Raw genomic sequence first — 16,531 nt, forward strand, 5'->3', positions numbered from 1 at the left:
CAGGCTTTTTCATTTTTAGATCGGCTGGTCTTGCTTACTGACCAACGGATGTGGCGTATAACTGGTTAAACAATAGTTTGAACGTTCCTTGTGCCTGAGCCCGGAAGGTAATTTCCGGACCAAAAGCGTAGAGCTTGCCCGACCCAACCGGGGCCATGAACGCGGCAACACCGTCCTGTAAATAGGACTGACCCCAGGCCCAGCCGCTACGCAGCGGCTTATTCGTGGAGAACCAGGCCAGGGGCTTCACGGTGCCTTTAGCAATAGCATCCGGGGCTAGTTTAAACACGGGACTAGCATCGAAATACACGTCCGTCTGAGAAGGCATACCCCAGGTAGCCTGTTGCGTCGAATCCAGTGTGACGCGTAAAATGCTGCCTGGAATGTAATATTTTTCAGCGGGTAGCGGACGCTCCTGACCCGCATTGGTCATTTCAACCAACGCGTTTTTAACGGGTAATCCCAAATGATAAGCCAAATTCGTGCTGGAACCGATGGTTACCACGTTACCGCCTGCTTCGAGAAACTTCTTTAGCTGAGGAATCGATTTGTCGGCGGTAATCCGGCCTACCCACGGGCGATACTCGGCGGGTAGCTCTTCCGTTTTCGGCTCCCGCATCTGGTATTCGCCTTCGCCACGGGTGCCACCACCTGAGTTGCTCACGGGTGGGATCGCCCGCGTAACAAACACAATGACATCGTACTTTTTGCGAAGATCACCGGCGTCGATGTCCTGTGCGCGAATAATGTTCATGGGAAAATGATACTGTTCCATCAGCCAGCGTACCCAGCCCGACGGCATCGAACCGCCGTACGTATCCCAGAGAGCGATTCGCATCGGCGAAACTTTGACCAGCGCCCCCGAAGGTCGCTTGGCAAGTCCCGTTGCATCGATACCAAATTCTCTGGACGCTTTTTCCAGAGCCGCTTTCGCTTTCGCCGACGCCGGAATAAAGAATGTCCCTGGTTCGACGGACGATTTGCCGGTGCTTCCCGACGGGAGCCGGTAAACGTCAACGCCCGATTTGAGCAGGTCATTGACCGCAATAAACGAGTTGTTGGCTTGTGCGTTCAAGACATAACCCGCGCCCGCCGACGCGTCCATACGGCCTTTTGGTGTTTGCAGTTCGCCGTAGGGCAGTTTCTTGAACGGACCATCAAACGCGTCCAAAATCCGGTCGAACTGAACGTTCATCTGGTAAGCCAGCGTCCAGCCAGCGGCATCGTACGGACGGATGGGCGGGCCACCTGGATACGGAAAATCGTTGGGGTGATCCTGTGGTTCGAACATATCGAGTATGTGCGGACGGAACGCCTGATCGGTCTTGACAACGTACGAACCCGCTGGGTACTTCTTGCCCGCTACGGTAAAATCGGCGGTTGCCTGCTGGATAAGAATACCTGTTTTAATCAGGGCATTCACAAAGTTAACGGTGGTTGCCGGATCGGTCTGATTCGCAGTAATGATGAAACCACGCGGATCGCGCAGCTTCGGATCTTTCAGGACTGCATCGTAGTATTTGATTGGCATACCACCCCCGCGCGAGCCTTCGCTGGCTGCCGGGCGTGCTGAGGAGTCGGAACGGGGCTTCTTCAGATCCGCCTGATAGGCTTGCGTGATGGCATCAACCCGTTTTGGGGAAAGTGTCCAGTAATCGCTGCTGCCGCGCTCAATGGAATTTTGGCCCATCCGGTAAATGTTGAGCAGCAGTTCATCACGATGGCGGGCTGCGTAATCGAGCGTTGCGTAGTTGAGCGAGAGCGAGTAATCAATCGACTGTTTGAAGTGCCACTTTTGCGGAGTCACCGGAAACGGGGTGTTGCCGTTCGGGATCAGCCGTTGTGGAACCAAAGGCACGGTTTCGGGGGTCGGATTGCCAATAATCTCGGTTAGTAGGCCGATCATGTTGTGGAAGTGCGTTGTTGTGCGCAAACCGCCGTTGTACCAGGTTGAGAAAACAGAGCCGCCCAGCCGCGTAAAACCGGGTTTGTCTTCCGCGTTCAACCGGTTGATCATGGCCGCGCCCAAGGCGTCGATACCCGTAATCATCAGCGGGTCGAAGACGTAGTTGAACGGATCGCGGTACGGCGGCCCAGCCAGTACCGAACCCGCCGGTCCGCGCTGGTGGTGGTTGTACATGATCTGCGGAATCCACTCGACAAACAACTGCCGTCCGATATTCTGCGATTCTTTCATGTTCATAATAAAGAAGTCGCGGTTGTTGTCGTGCCCAACGTATTTCTGGTATAGCCGGGGCAAATAATCCAGCGTACGCTTTTCGGGTTTTGGCTCACGCATGTACCAGTTGCTGACAATTTCCTGCCCATCGGGGTTGGCGTGGGTCAGCAGAATCACGACATTATCCAGAATGCGAAGCGTTTCGGGGTCTTTCCGGCTGACCAGTTGCCAGGCTGTTTCGATCAGTTGATGCGTACCGACCGTTTCGGTAGCGTGGAGACCCCCGTCAATCCAGACGATTGCTTTGCCTTCGGTCGCCATCGCCATCGCCTGTTCCTTGGTAATGCCTTCAGCCCGGGCTAATTTCTGTGAGATCTCTTTGTAACGGTCCAGTTTCTTGATATTCGCTGGTGACGATACAATGAGCATGTACTGGTGACGACCTTCTTCGGTCATGCCGATATCAACCAGTTTCGTGCGGTCCGACGTAGCCAGCTTTTTAAAATACGCTTCGGTCTGCGTGTAGGTTGCCAATTGATAGTCATCGCCGATGGTAAAGCCAAAATGCTCTTTGGGTGATGGAAGTGTTTGTGACCATCCCGTTGTCTGAACAAACAACAGTAGGACAGTAACCAATCGGAAAAATTGGAACATAATAAACGAAGTTAGTTGAGGGGATTATCGATAACGGTAGCCGTTACGGGTCCGTGTGGAAGTCATACGAAGCAGACTGCCCAATTCCGTCGTATATCTTCTTTTCAGAGTCCAATAACTGCTAATCAGCGGGTTATTGCGTATAAACTTAGTTAAGAAAAGGGGAGCTTACTCTATCTTTTTGAAATAGATTCCTGAATTTTTTTTGTTGATGGTCCCGCTCAAATAGATCTTTTGGCCAGCCGGGTGGACCAACCGTATAAGTATAATTCCGGGGCGGTCGTTTCAGTAAATTATCAGTAATTTCCTTTAAAACAATCACTTACTCGAAAAGCGGATTTTCCTCTTCTCCGACTTATTACTCATAACAAAGAAGACTACTGTTTAAAGTCGAAAAGGGCCATAAACTCAGATGAATATTTGGTAAGTGTATTGCCGTTCATCATAAAAGTTTGGTAATTGATCGTATTTTTGACCATATTCGCGTTTCTGATGCCCGTAAGCCCGACGGAATGCGATCAGAGAAAGCCAGTTTTTTATTATTCATCACATGAACAGAAGAGATTTCATTCAATTGTCTGGCATGGGTATGGGAGCCTTACTGACCGCCGGAATTCCGGCCAGTGGGGTGCCTATATTGGGCCATTCCGTGCCGTCCGAGTACTTGCTCGAACCGGGTGTGGATGTGGCCACCAAAAAACGGTTTGCCGACATCGCACTGAATGCGGCCAAAAGCAAAGGCGCTACCTACACCGACGTGCGCATTGGACGGTACTTGCAACAGTACATGTTTACGCGCGAAAAAAAGGTGCAGAACATTGTCAATGCCGAATCCTACGGCATCGGTATCCGGGTGATTGCCAATGGAACCTGGGGCTTTGCCGCTACCAGCGACGTTACTCCGGATGCCATTGCCCGCTGTGCGGAGACCGCTGTCGCCATTGCCAAGGCCAACGCCAAACTGCAAACCGAACCGGTTGTGCTGGCTCCGCAGAAAGGGGTAGGGGAAGTAAGCTGGAAGACGCCGATTAAAAAAAATGCGTTTGAAATCCCAGTACAACAGAAAATCGATCTGTTGATGAAAGTCAACGGGGCAGCTATCGACAACGGGGCGGCTTTTGTTACTTCGAACTTGTTTTTGGTCAACGAACAGAAATATTTTGCCTCGACCGATGGGTCGTATATCGATCAGGATATTCACCGCATCTGGCCGACGTTCACGGTTACCGCTCTGGACAAAGGGGCGGGTAAGTTCAAAACGCGCGACGCGCTCAGTTCGCCAATGGGCATGGGCTACGAATACCTTGATGGGGTAGCGTCCGAAAAAATAGCGGCTCCCAATGGCCTGGTCGGCTATCGGTACTCGTACGACATGGTCGAAGACGCGGTGCTGGCGGCCAAGCAGGCGAAGCAGAAACTGACGGCCAAATCGGTTCAGCCCGGTAAATACGATCTGGTTCTCGATCCAAACCATTTAGGGCTTACCATTCACGAGTCGGTTGGTCACCCGCTGGAACTGGACCGCGTACTAGGCTATGAAGCCAACTACGCCGGTACCAGCTTTGCCACCCTCGACAAGTGGAAAACAAAAAGTTTTAACTACGGTAGCAAGCTGGTTAATATCGTTGCTGATAAGCAACAGCCGTACACCCTCGGAACCGTCGGATACGATGATGAAGGGGTTCCGAGCAAAGAATGGGACTTGATCAAAGACGGTATTCTGGTAAACTATCAGGCCATTCGTGATCAGGCGGCTATTCTGGGCGAAAAAGAATCGAACGGCTGTTGCTATGCCGATAACTGGAGTTCGGTGCAGTTTCAGCGGATGCCGAACGTCTCGCTGAAGCACGGCGACGAAAAACGCTCCGTTTTCGATATGATCAAAGGCGTCGAAAAAGGTATTTATATCATCGGTCGCGGGTCCTATTCGATTGATCAGCAGCGCTACAACTTCCAGTTTGGCGGTCAGCTATTCTACGAAATCAAAAACGGTCAGATTGCCGGAATGCTCGACGATGTGGCATACCAGTCGAACACCCAGGAATTCTGGAACTCCTGCGCTCAGCTTTGCGACAAAGACGATTACCGCACATTCGGCTCGTTCTTCGACGGGAAAGGCCAGCCTTCTCAGGTAAGTGCCGTCTCCCACGGTAGCGCAACGACTCGCTTCAACGGCGTTAATGTGATCAATACAGCTCGGAAAATATAGGCATTACCTTGTCATTGATGGGCGTTGGCTGTCGTTTGCTGCCTGAATAAAGAAGGACGACAAATGACGATCAATAGCAATTGATGACACTTGAATGACACTAAAATGGCGATCTTAACCAAAGACGAAGCAAAGACGATCATTGATAAAGTGCTGTCCTACTCGAAGGCTGACGAGATGAGCGTCAACCTGTCGGGCGGACGGACGGGAAACATTCGGTACGCGCGGAATGCCGTCTCTACCAGTGGCGAAAGTACCAACCTGTCGCTGGCCGTTACGGCGGTTTTCGGCAAACGGTCAGGTACGGCAACGGTCAACGAATTTGACGATGCCTCGCTCGAAAAAACGGTTCGTCGGGCCGAGGAGATTGCCCGACTGGCTCCCGAAAACCCGGAATACGTGCCCATGCTGGGGCCTCAAACGTATCTGTCGGCAGACCCTTACGCGGAAAGTACCGCTAAGATTGACCCTGCTTTCCGATCGCAGGCGACCTTCGATAGTCTTGATCCCTGCCGAAAAAATAACCTGACGGCGGCTGGCTACATGGAAGATTCGTCCCGGTTCACGGCCCTTGGCAACACGAAAGGCTTATCGGCCTACAACCGCGAAACATCGGTTGAGTTTTCGGTTACGGTACGTACTGCCGACGGACTAGGCTCCGGATACGCGACCCGCGACGTAACGGATGTGTCGAAGTTAAGCACCAAAGACGCTACCGAAGTCGCCATGCAAAAAGCAAAAGCGTCGGCGAGTGCGCGGGCGTTAGAGCCGGGGAAATATACCGTTATTCTGGAACCCGCTGCTCTTTTGGCAAACGTAGACGCTTCGCTGCTGGCCGCGATGATGGGTTCGCTTGATGCGCGGAGTGCCGAAGAAGGCCGCAGTTTTTTGAGTAAAAAAGGGGGCGGTACGCGCCTGGGCGAAAAGCTGTTTGATGAGCGCATTACCATTTATTCCGATCCGACCAATCCCGAAGTACCGGCGTCGCCGTTCGGTGGGGGCGGTGGTGGCCGCTTTGGGGGTGGCAGCGATGGCCGTCCGCAGGAAAAAGTAACCTGGATCGAGAAAGGCGTCGTTAAAAACCTTTCGTATTCGCGCTACTGGGCCGAGAAGAAAGGCGTGAAAGCCATTCCGGCACCTGCAAATTTCATCATGGAAGGCGGTACGCAGTCCTTGGCCGACATGATCAAAAGTACGGAGAAAGGTATTCTGGTGACGCGTTTCTGGTACATCCGCCCCGTCGATCCGCAGACGTTACTTTACACGGGCCTGACCCGCGACGGAACATTTTACATCGAGAACGGGCAGATCAAGTTTCCGGTTAAGAATTTCCGCTTCAACGAAAGCCCCGTCATTATGCTTAACAACCTCGAAGCCCTGGGTAAACCCGTTCGGATGGGTGGCAATCTGGTGCCGCCGATGAAAATTCGGGACTTTACGTTCACGAGCCTGTCCGATGCTGTATAATTTTCACACGCGGAACACCGCGCTTTCTACCAGAAAACGCCGGGTGTTCTCTGTGCCATCTTCCTTCGTGTCTAAAACACTTTTTCAATGAACCGTCGAGATTTTAATCAGCTTCTGGGTATGGGGGCCGCTGGTATTTTGATGCCATCCTTGCCCGCCTTCTCGCGTACCGTCGCCCCCGAAGCATTGCTGGAGCCCGGTCTGGATATAGCCGTGAAAAAACGGCTGGCCGATGCCGCCCTGAATGCGGCCAAAGCGAAAGGAGCCACCTACGCCGACGTACGGATTGGTCGCTACCTGAATCAGTTTGTCCTCACGCGTGAAAACAAAGTGCAGGGAATCGTCAACTCCGAATCCTTCGGGGTGGGCGTCCGCGTGATTGCCGACGGTTGCTGGGGCTTTGCGTCGGTCGGTGATGCCCGCGACGAGTCCGTTGTGGCCAAAGCCGCCGAAACCGCCGTAACGATTGCGAAGGCCAACGCCCGGCTCCTGACCGAACCCGTACAACTGGCCCCCCAGAAAGGATTCGGGGAAGTAAGCTGGAAAGCGCCGATCAAGAAAAATGCCTTCGAAGTACCCATCAAGGAGAAAGTCGATCTGCTGCTGTCGTGCAACGCTGCGGCCATGAAAAACGGTGCCAACTTTGTCAACAACGTGATGTTTCAGGTCAACGAGCAGAAATACTTCGCATCGACCGATGGGACGTACGCCGACCAGGACATTCACCGGATTGGACCCAGCTTTACCGTAACTGCCGTTGATCCTGCCAATGGCCGCTTTGCGACCCGCAATTCGCTCAGCGCCCCAATGGGTATGGGCTACGAATACCTGCAAGTCAACCCATCGGATAAGGTTACGGGCGTTACGACCCGCTACAACAAAGGGTACGATATGCTCGAAGACATCACGGCAGCCGCTAAACAAGCCAAAGAAAAATTATCGGCGAAATCGGTTGAAGCGGGTAAGTATGACCTTGTCCTCGATCCGTCGCACACCTGGCTGACCATCCACGAATCGGTCGGTCACCCGCTGGAACTGGACCGCGTACTAGGCTATGAAGCCAACTACGCCGGTACCAGCTTCGCGACCCTCGATAAGTGGCAAAGCAAAAACTTTCAGTACGGTAGCCCCGCCGTCAATTTCTTTGCCGACAAAACGCAGGTTGGGTCCTTGGGTGCTGTGGGCTGGGACGACGAAGGGGTCAAAACCAAACAGTGGGATTTGATCAAGGACGGTGTGCTGGTCAACTACCAGGCCATTCGCGACCAGGCGCACATCATCGGCGAAAAAGAATCGCAGGGCTGCTGCTACGCCGATAACTGGAGTTCGGTGCAGTTTCAACGCATGGCCAACGTATCGCTGGCGGCTGGTAAAACACCCCTGTCGGTGCAGCAAATGATTAAGGATGTCAAGCGCGGTGTCTACATCATCGGCGACGGCTCGTTCTCGATTGATCAGCAACGATACAACTTCCAGTTTGGCGGTCAGCTGTTCTACGAAATCAAAAACGGTGAAATCGTGGGGATGCTCAAAGATGTCGCTTATCAGGCCAACACCCGCGAATTCTGGAACTCCTGCGTAGCCGTCTGCGACGAAAGCGATTACCGGCTGGGTGGAGCGTTCAACGATGGGAAAGGACAACCCTCCCAATCTAGCGCCGTTTCGCACGGCAGCGCAACGGCCCGTTTCAACGGAGTAAACGTCATCAATACCGCTCGAAAAATCTAGTCATCGACAATAACGAACTATGGCCATTCTAACCAAAGACGAAGCCAAAAAAATCATTGATAAAGTACTGTCCTACTCGAAAGCTGACGAAACCAGCGTTAGCGTTAGTGGCAGTCGAACGGGCAACATTCGATACGCCCGTAACTCCGTGTCAACCAGCGGTGAAACCAATAACCTCTCGGTTGCCGTTACGTCGGTTTTCGGCAAGCGGTCGGGTACAGCGACGATCAACGAGCTTGACGATGCCTCGCTTGAAAAAACGGTTCGCCGGGCGGAAGAAATCGCCCGCTTAGCGCCCGAAAATCCGGAATACATGGCCATGCTGGGACCGCAGACGTATCTGGAATCAAACACCTACGACGAAAGCACCGCCAAGATTGACCCTGAGTTCCGGGCGCAGGCGGCTTTCGATAGTATTGACCCTTGTCGCCAGAAAAACCTGACGGCGGCCGGTTACATGGAAGATAACACGGGTTTTACGGCTATCGGCAACAGCAAAGGACTGTTTGGCTACAACCGTTCGACCGGCGTTGATTTTTCCATTACGGTCCGCACCGCGGATGGGAAAGGGTCGGGTTATGCCAACCCGGATGTCAACGATGTCAGTAAGCTCAGCACGAAAGCCTCCACCGAAATCGCCATGCAGAAGGCGCTGGCGTCGGCAAGTGCGCGGGCGCTGGAACCGGGAAAGTACACGGTTATTCTGGAGCCAACGGCGTCGGTTGAATTGCTGCAAAACATGATGCGCAGCATGGACGCGCGCAGTGCTGACGAAGGCCGTAGCTTTCTAAGTAAAAAAGGAGGGGGAACCCGACTGAATGAAAAGCTTTTCGATGAGCGGGTTACGATTATTACCGATCCGTTGAATGCCGATCTGCCTCTTTCGCCCTTTGGCGGGGGCGGTGGTGGTCGCTTCGGTGGGGGCGGTGGCGAAGGCGTTCCTCAGGAAAAAATAACCTGGATCGAGAAAGGCGTTGTCAAGAATATGTTCTACTCGCGGTACTGGGCCGACAAGAAAGGGGCTAAAGCCGTTCCGCCCCCGTCGGGATTTATTCTTCAGGGGGGTACGCAGTCGCTGGCCGAGCTGATCAAGAGTACCGATAAAGGTATCCTGGTGACGCGGTTCTGGTACATCCGTGCCGTTGATCCGCAAACGCAGCTCTACACGGGTCTGACCCGCGACGGAACGTTCTACATCGAGAACGGGCAGATTAAGTTTCCGGTCAAGAATTTCCGCTTCAACGAAAGCCCCGTCATCATGCTTAATAACGTCGAAGCCCTGGGTAAACCCGTTCGGGCGGGTGGCAACCTGATTCCGCCGATGAAGATTCGTGACTTTACGTTTACCAGTTTGTCGGACGCGGTATAATGATTCTGGGACGCGGATTTGTGTGTAATCCGCGTCCCGATTATTTTCGTCCACACAAACAAATCCCAACCTATCTAATGTACTCGCATGAACCGCCGAAACTTTAATCAATTAATGGGCATGGGCACGGCCGGGATCTTGCTGCCCAAGCTCCCGGCTTTTTCCCGCAACGTCAGTCCGGAAGCCTTACTGGAGCCGGGCGTCGATGTGGCGACCAAGAAACGGCTGGCCGATGCCGCCCTCAATGCGGCTAAAAGTAAAGGAGCCACCTATTCCGACGTGCGGATTGGTCGTTACCTGAATCAGTACGTGATCACCCGCGAGGACAAAGTACAGAACATCGTCAACACGGAGTCGTACGGCGTTGGTGTTCGCGTTATTGCCGACGGTTGCTGGGGCTTTGCCGCCGTGGTTGATGCGAAAAATGAAGCCGATACTGCGAAAGCGGCCGAAAAAGCTGTGGCCATCGCCAAAGCGAATGCCAAGCTGATGAAACAACCGGTTCAACTGGCTCCCCAGAAAGGCTACGGCGAAGTAAGCTGGAAAGCACCCATCCAGAAAAACGCCTTTGAAGTACCCATCAAAGAAAAGGTCGATCTGCTGCTTGGGGTGAACAATGCCGCCCTGAAGAACGGGGCAAACTATGTTAATTCGGTGCTGTTCATGGTCAACGAGCAGAAATACTTCGCGTCAACCGACGGGACCTATGCTGATCAGGACATTCACCGCATCTGGCCGATATTCAATGTAACGGCTATCGACCCAAAAACGGGCAAATTTGAAACGCGCAACGCCCTAAGCGCTCCGGTCGGCATGGGCTACGAGTACCTGCAAGTCAACCCGTCGGACAAGGTTACGGGCATTACGACCCGCTACAGCAAGGGCTACGATATGCTCGAAGACGTGACGTCTGCCGCCAAGCAGGCACGGGCGAAACACACCGCCAAATCGGTTGAAGCGGGCAAATACGATCTGGTTCTTGATCCGTCGCATCTCTGGCTGACGATTCACGAATCGGTGGGTCACCCGCTGGAGCTGGACCGCGTGCTGGGCTACGAAGCCAACTTTGCCGGTACCAGCTTTGCTACCCTCGATAAGTGGCAAAGTAAGAACTTTCAATACGGTAGTAAGCAGGTTAACCTGTTCGCCGACAAAACGCAGGTCGGTTCGCTGGGTGCCGTGGGATGGGATGACGAAGGGGTCAAAACCAAACAGTGGGATCTGGTAAAAGACGGAACGCTCGTCAACTACCAGGCCATCCGGGATCAGGTACATATTATCGGTGAGAATGAATCGCAGGGCTGCTGCTATGCCGATAGCTGGGGTTCGGTGCAGTTTCAGCGGATGGCCAACGTATCGCTGGCGGCTGGTAAAACACCCCTGTCGGTGCAGCAGATGATTAAGGATGTCAAAAAAGGAATCTACATCATTGGTGACGGCTCGTTCTCGATTGATCAGCAGCGCTACAACTTCCAGTTTGGTGGTCAGCTGTTTTACGAAATCAAAAACGGCGAGATTGCGGGTATGCTCAAGGACGTGGCTTACCAGTCGAACACCCAGGAATTCTGGAACTCCTGCGTAGCCGTTTGCGATGAGCGTGATTATCGGTTAGGCGGCTCATTCTTTGACGGAAAAGGGCAGCCCCCGCAGTCGAGCGCGGTTTCGCACGGTAGTTCGACCGCTCGCTTCAACGGGGTCAATGTCATCAACACAGCTCGAAAAATCTAGTCATCGACCACAACTATGGCAATCATACTCACCGAAGCCGAAGCAAAGGCGCTACTCACCAAAGTACTAAGCTATTCGAAAGCCGACGAATGCGAAGTCAATCTGTTGGGCGAAGAGCGGGGTAACCTGCGTTACGCTCGTAACGAAGTATCCACCAGCGGCTCCACGACAAACCAGAACCTACAGGTCCAGTCCGCATTTGGTAAAAAAGTTGGTACCGCAACAATCGACGAATTCGACGACGCGTCGCTCGAAAAGGTCGTGCGTCGTGCTGAAGAATTAGCCCGGCTGGCTCCCGAAAACCCTGAATATGTGAGCGTTCTCGGTCCGCAACAGTACATGAAAACCAACGGGTTTGTGGAGGCTACGGCCAACATCACGCCCGACACGCGGGCCGATGCCGTGGCGAAAAGCTTACAACTGGCGCGCGACCAGAAGCTGACGGCGGCTGGCTTTTTACAGGACTATCATGGGTATACGGCCATGATGAACTCCAAAGGGCTTTTTGCGTATTACCCCAGCACCAACGTCAATTTTTCGCTGACCGTCCGCACCGACGATGGCAAAGGGTCCGGCTACGTAGCGCGCGGCTATAACGACATAACAAAACTGGATACGGTGGCCGCAACGCGCATTGCGATGCAGAAGGCGCAGGGGTCCGCTGAGGCACGGGCTATTGAGCCGGGTAAGTACACCGTTATCCTGGAGCCGACAGCCGCAGCCGTGTTGCTGGAAAACATCTATTTCAATATGGATGCCCGCAGCGCCGACGAAGGCCGGTCGTATTTCAGTAAGATGGGCGGCAAGTCCCGGCTTGGCGACAAAATCGTCGATGAGCGCGTAACGATCTATTCCGATCCGGCTAATACCGAGCTCCCCGCGTCGCCCTGGTCGGGTGACGGGCGACCCCAGGAAAAAACGATGTGGATCGAGAAAGGCGTCGTCAAGAACCTGTCGTATTCGCGGTATTGGGCGCAGAAAACTGGTAAAAAGGCGATTCCTGGTCCCAACAATGTGATTATGATGGGCGGCAACGCGTCGCTGGAGGAGATGATCCGAACCACGCAGCGCGGTATTCTGGTAACCAAACTCTGGTACATCCGGGAGGTCGATCCGCAGACGATTCTGCTGACGGGCCTGACCCGCGACGGAACGTTTTACATCGAAAACGGAAAGATCAAGCATCCAGTCAAGAACTTCCGTTTCAACGAAAGCCCGATCATTATGCTCAACAACCTCGAAGCCCTGGGTAAACCGGAGCGGGTAGTCAGTACCGAGTCTGATCAGAATTACCTGGTGCCGCCGATGAAAATTCGGGAATTTACGTTCACGAGCCTGTCTGATGCGGTGTAACTAATCGCCCACTAGTGTGGTGTCAGTGGGCGGCCCGTGCGGCTCTCAAATTAGCTTAGCATTGTCCGAAATCCGTAAAACGCATAACCTAGTCCTTCTAGAGTGGTGTCGGTTTCTCAAAATCGACATCACTCTAGAAGGACATCGAATCAGGGTAAATCCAACATTTCGGACAATACTGTTTCTCAAATCTGACGATACCAAACGAGCAAAAATAATCGTAACTTCATAGGCTATTAACCGTATCGAAACATGCTTGAAAACCGCGTTGCTGACCTACTGGAAGCGCCTGATGCCAAATTGGTGATCGAGCGGGCGCAGGCTATTCTGGCCGACGAAGCCCAGCGCCGTCGTGCGTTTCGGGAGTGGCTGCGGGATGACGTTAAGGCCGAATTCATCAACGGCGAAGTGGTTATGCACTCGCCCGTCAAACGCCGTCATCTGGATGCAACGCAGAACTTGACAACATTGCTTCGGGTGTATGTACATCTGCATGACCTGGGCGCTGTTGATTCTGAAAAAGCGCTGGTTGGCCTCACGCGGAATGATTATGAACCGGATATTTGCTTCTGGAACCGCGAAACAGCCCGTTCGTTTACTGATGATCAGATGGAGCATCCTGCCCCGGATCTGGTTGTCGAGATTCTTTCCCGAAGCACCACCGGACGCGACCGGGGAATTAAGTTTGAGGACTACGCAGCCCACGGTGTTCTTGAATACTGGATTATCGACCCGGTTCGGAAGTCCGTTGAGCAATACCAGTTGGACGAACCGACAATGGCCTTTGCATCGGTGGCAACCGTGTACAGCGACGATACACTCGAAGCCTTGACTGTACTAGGCTTTCGGATTCCGATACGGGCTATTTTCGACAGGCAAGCGAATATGGAAGCTTTGCAGCGAATCATGACCAAGGCCGACTGATGATTTCTGATTATAAAACACTTCGCAACAACCGCTTTTGAAACCATTTATTTTCACTCGACTCCAATACACCTCCGGCGACTGGGATACCGACCAGCGAATGCCCTCCAATCTGTTGCATTCCCTGATCGAATACACAACCATTCCGGTTGACCAGAAGGAAAAAGTGGTTCAGTTGAGCAGCCCCGACTTGTTTAAAAGCCCGTTCTGTTACCTGAGCGGGCATAAACTGGTTGAGTTTTCGGCGCAGGAACGCGATCACTTCAAACGATACGTGCAGAACGGGGGCTTTGTGTTCGTTGACGATTGCAATCACGACATCGACGCTTTGTTTGCCCGGTCGTTTGAGCAGGAAATGGCCCGCACGTTCGGACCGAAGGCGTTGCAGAAAATTCCGAATAATCACCCGCTCTACACCTGCTTTTTTACGTTTGAGGAGGGTCCGCCCACGACTTCGTTCGAGCTGAACGGCTGGGGCGACGATCTGGTACACGATTACCTGAAAGCCATCACTGTCAACGGTCGAATCGGGGTATTGTACAGCAACAAGGATTACGGCTGTGAGTGGGATTATGATTTTCGAAACAAACGGTTTCTGGCCGAGGACAACACGAAGTTTGGCGTAAATATCATTACCTATGCCTTAACCGCCTGATTGGTTGTAATCGCATTTTTGTCATCCCGACAACGGAGGGATCTCCGGCACTAGTAAATAAAGATCCCTTCGTTGTCGGGATGACAAAAACAGCTAATACGGCTTGAAAATGAAACGCTTAAATGAGTCTGTAGAATAGGCAACGATCAATTCTACATCACGTACCGTTTACCTCTTTATACAACCTGATAAAAACTTGGAATCAACAGACCTAACCCATTACAAAACACTGGTGGCCAGGCTGCCGCAGCTACGCAACGAAATCGGCAAAGTGATTATCGGACAACAGGAGGTGATCAGCGAGGTGCTGATTGCGCTTTTAGCGGGTGGTCACTGCCTGCTGGAAGGCGTACCCGGACTTGCCAAAACGCTGATGGTCAAGACGATGGCCGATGCGCTGGCCATGCGCTTTAAACGCATCCAGTTTACGCCCGACCTGATGCCCGGCGATATCGTCGGAACCGAGATTCTGGAAGAAGACCACGAGACCGGTAAAAAATTCTTTCAGTTCAACAAAGGCCCTTTGTTTGCCAACGTCGTACTGGCCGATGAGATCAACCGGACACCCCCCAAAACGCAGGCCGCCATGCTGGAAGCCATGCAGGAATACAAGGTCACGTATGGGGGTAACGACTATGCCTTACCACGTCCGTTCCTGATCATTGCCACACAAAATCCCATCGAGCAGGCCGGTACCTATCCATTGCCCGAAGCCCAGCTCGACCGTTTTTTGCTGTACATCAAACTAAGCTATCCGTCGGAGCAGGAAGAGCTTACCGTATTGCAAAGCACAACGGGTACCAAACGCCCCGTGCTGAATACGATCCTCTCCGACGAGGATATTTTGAATCTACAAAGCCTTACCCGGCAGGTGCACATCAGCGATGGACTGATTGCGTACATCAACCGGCTGGTACGGGCTACGCGTCCGCAGGATAGTCCCTCGGCGTTCGTGAAGCAGTGGTGCGAATGGGGGGCGGGTCCGCGTGCCGGACAGGCGCTGGTCTTGTGTGCCAAAGCCCGCGCAGTGCTCAATGAGCGTTTTTCCGTTATTCCCGACGATATTCAGACGCTGGCTTATCCGGTATTGCGCCATCGAATCGCCTTGAACTTTCGCGCCGATTCGGAGGGGATCACCACCGATAAGGTCATCAGCGAACTACTCAAAGGGGTAAAGTAAAACGAACGCTCGTAGGGTAGGGCATCGGTTTAACGCGTGCGTATCTGATGTACCCCGGCTGCGGTTCAATCTCATTCCCATCAAAAGCTATAGAAACAGGATTTCCTGGAAATCCCTGCGTTCTTGCTGCTTCGGTATTCATCAACAATGGCTACACTGACTTCTGATCTGATCCGTTTAAACAACCTGCAACTGGCCAGCAAGCTTGTCAGCGATGAGCTGATGCTGGGTATTCAGACCAGCCGCCGGTCGGGCATAGGAACCGAGTTTGAACAGTATCGGCACTACGAACCGGGCGACGATCCCAAACGTATCGACTGGAAACTGTTTGCGCGGAGTGGCAATTACCTGGTTCGGGAATCGGCAACAGAGAGTAACCAGCAGGTTCGGCTTTTGCTGGATCTGTCGGGGTCGATGAATTACGACGAGTTGGGAATTAGCCGGTTACATTACGCGAAGATTCTTCTGGCGTCACTGGCGTACCTGGGCTATCGGCAAAACGATCAACTAAGCTTGTACGGGTTGCAAAATGGCGACGTTCAGGCGCTGGTTCCACCGGGCAAGCAATCGTTTCTGAAGATTGTGGGTACACTGGAAACGGCGCAGGCATCCGGAGCGTGGGTGGTCAAGCAACCCTCGTTTCCGGAGTTCAGCCGCAAGCAAAGCGAACTGCTGATTATTGCGTCCGACTTTTTGCAGGTGGGCGACGAGTGGTTGCACCTGATTCAGAACGTGGCCGGGCCGCGTCGGGAAATCGTTATTTTTCAGATTCTTGGCGATCAGGAGCTGGACTTTAACCTGACGGGTTTCTACCGCTTTCAGGATCTGGAAACGGGCCGCGAGATCGAACTACAGGCCGATGCGGCTCGGGAAACCGTTCGGCAGACGGCTACGGCGTATCTGGCGAAGTTGGACGATGCGCTACGAATCCCGCACGTCCGGCTAATTCGCGTTCGGCTGAGCGATCCGATTGGCCGGGTCCTGAGCGGATTCCTGACCGGAAAACAATTGTGATCGTGCGAAACGCGACCTGCACAGCGAAGGGCCATCGGCCCTGTATTTACCTGTTGGATCTGATGGTTGAT

11 protein-coding genes are annotated in these 16,531 nt (G+C 53.1%); 10 read left to right on the top strand and 1 reads right to left on the bottom strand.

Features of this window, described 5'->3' with window-relative positions; all coding sequences use genetic code 11:
• Positions 1-34: 34 nt before the first annotated feature.
• Positions 35-2,833 carry a M14 family metallopeptidase gene (locus M0L20_RS18405; protein ID WP_248478474.1) on the bottom strand — a complete coding sequence of 933 codons (2,799 nt, stop codon included), beginning with the start codon at positions 2,831-2,833 and terminating at the stop codon, positions 35-37.
• A 550-nt stretch (positions 2,834-3,383) separates the two neighbouring features.
• Here M0L20_RS18405 and M0L20_RS18410 point away from each other — a divergent pair.
• The 10 genes from M0L20_RS18410 to M0L20_RS18455 all read left to right on the top strand — a co-directional run bounded on the left by M0L20_RS18410 (position 3,384) and on the right by M0L20_RS18455 (position 16,460).
• Positions 3,384-5,042 carry a TldD/PmbA family protein gene (locus tag M0L20_RS18410; RefSeq protein WP_232562657.1) on the top strand — a complete coding sequence of 553 codons (1,659 nt, stop codon included), beginning with the start codon at positions 3,384-3,386 and terminating at the stop codon, positions 5,040-5,042.
• A gap of 105 nt (positions 5,043-5,147) precedes the next feature.
• Positions 5,148-6,509, top strand: coding sequence for a TldD/PmbA family protein (locus tag M0L20_RS18415; RefSeq protein WP_248478475.1), 1,362 nt, complete (start codon positions 5,148-5,150; stop codon positions 6,507-6,509).
• Positions 6,510-6,596: 87 nt separating this feature from the next.
• On the top strand, positions 6,597-8,237 hold the full coding sequence (locus M0L20_RS18420) for a TldD/PmbA family protein (protein ID WP_232562659.1): 1,641 nt from the start codon (positions 6,597-6,599) through the stop codon (positions 8,235-8,237).
• A 19-nt stretch (positions 8,238-8,256) separates the two neighbouring features.
• Entirely contained in the window at positions 8,257-9,606 is a 1,350-nt protein-coding gene (locus tag M0L20_RS18425) for a TldD/PmbA family protein (protein ID WP_248478476.1), read from the top strand.
• A gap of 87 nt (positions 9,607-9,693) precedes the next feature.
• Positions 9,694-11,334, top strand: coding sequence for a TldD/PmbA family protein (locus M0L20_RS18430; RefSeq protein WP_248478477.1), 1,641 nt, complete (start codon positions 9,694-9,696; stop codon positions 11,332-11,334).
• A gap of 15 nt (positions 11,335-11,349) precedes the next feature.
• Positions 11,350-12,687, top strand: coding sequence for a TldD/PmbA family protein (locus M0L20_RS18435; RefSeq protein ID WP_248478478.1), 1,338 nt, complete (start codon positions 11,350-11,352; stop codon positions 12,685-12,687).
• Positions 12,688-12,939: 252 nt separating this feature from the next.
• Positions 12,940-13,611, top strand: coding sequence for a Uma2 family endonuclease (locus tag M0L20_RS18440; protein WP_248478480.1), 672 nt, complete (start codon positions 12,940-12,942; stop codon positions 13,609-13,611).
• Positions 13,612-13,648: 37 nt separating this feature from the next.
• Positions 13,649-14,266, top strand: a complete 618-nt coding sequence (locus M0L20_RS18445) for a DUF4159 domain-containing protein (RefSeq protein WP_232562664.1) — start codon at positions 13,649-13,651, stop codon at positions 14,264-14,266.
• 196 nt (positions 14,267-14,462) lie between these two features.
• The gene (locus M0L20_RS18450) at positions 14,463-15,446 is read left to right on the top strand and encodes an AAA family ATPase (protein ID WP_248478482.1); all 984 of its coding nucleotides are present in this window, start codon (positions 14,463-14,465) and stop codon (positions 15,444-15,446) included.
• A gap of 147 nt (positions 15,447-15,593) precedes the next feature.
• Positions 15,594-16,460 carry a DUF58 domain-containing protein gene (locus M0L20_RS18455; RefSeq protein ID WP_248478483.1) on the top strand — a complete coding sequence of 289 codons (867 nt, stop codon included), beginning with the start codon at positions 15,594-15,596 and terminating at the stop codon, positions 16,458-16,460.
• Positions 16,461-16,531: the final 71 nt, after the last annotated feature.

The sequence above is a fragment of the Spirosoma liriopis genome, assembly GCF_023196085.1.
In the GTDB taxonomy this organism is placed as follows: Bacteria; Bacteroidota; Bacteroidia; order Cytophagales; family Spirosomataceae; genus Spirosoma; species Spirosoma oryzicola.

What these genes read in the sequence shown, in the direction of transcription:
- M0L20_RS18430 (WP_248478477.1), top strand. Translation starts at nt 9,694, where the DNA reads ATGAACCGCCGAAACTTTAATCAATTAATGGGCATGGGCACGGCCGGG.
- M0L20_RS18410 (WP_232562657.1), top strand. Translation starts at nt 3,384, where the DNA reads ATGAACAGAAGAGATTTCATTCAATTGTCTGGCATGGGTATGGGAGCC.
- M0L20_RS18425 (WP_248478476.1), top strand. Translation starts at nt 8,257, where the DNA reads ATGGCCATTCTAACCAAAGACGAAGCCAAAAAAATCATTGATAAAGTA.
- M0L20_RS18420 (WP_232562659.1), top strand. Translation starts at nt 6,597, where the DNA reads ATGAACCGTCGAGATTTTAATCAGCTTCTGGGTATGGGGGCCGCTGGT.
- M0L20_RS18435 (WP_248478478.1), top strand. Translation starts at nt 11,350, where the DNA reads ATGGCAATCATACTCACCGAAGCCGAAGCAAAGGCGCTACTCACCAAA.
- M0L20_RS18455 (WP_248478483.1), top strand. Translation starts at nt 15,594, where the DNA reads ATGGCTACACTGACTTCTGATCTGATCCGTTTAAACAACCTGCAACTG.
- M0L20_RS18405 (WP_248478474.1), bottom strand. Translation starts at nt 2,833, where the DNA reads ATGTTCCAATTTTTCCGATTGGTTACTGTCCTACTGTTGTTTGTTCAG.
- M0L20_RS18440 (WP_248478480.1), top strand. Translation starts at nt 12,940, where the DNA reads ATGCTTGAAAACCGCGTTGCTGACCTACTGGAAGCGCCTGATGCCAAA.
- M0L20_RS18415 (WP_248478475.1), top strand. Translation starts at nt 5,148, where the DNA reads ATGGCGATCTTAACCAAAGACGAAGCAAAGACGATCATTGATAAAGTG.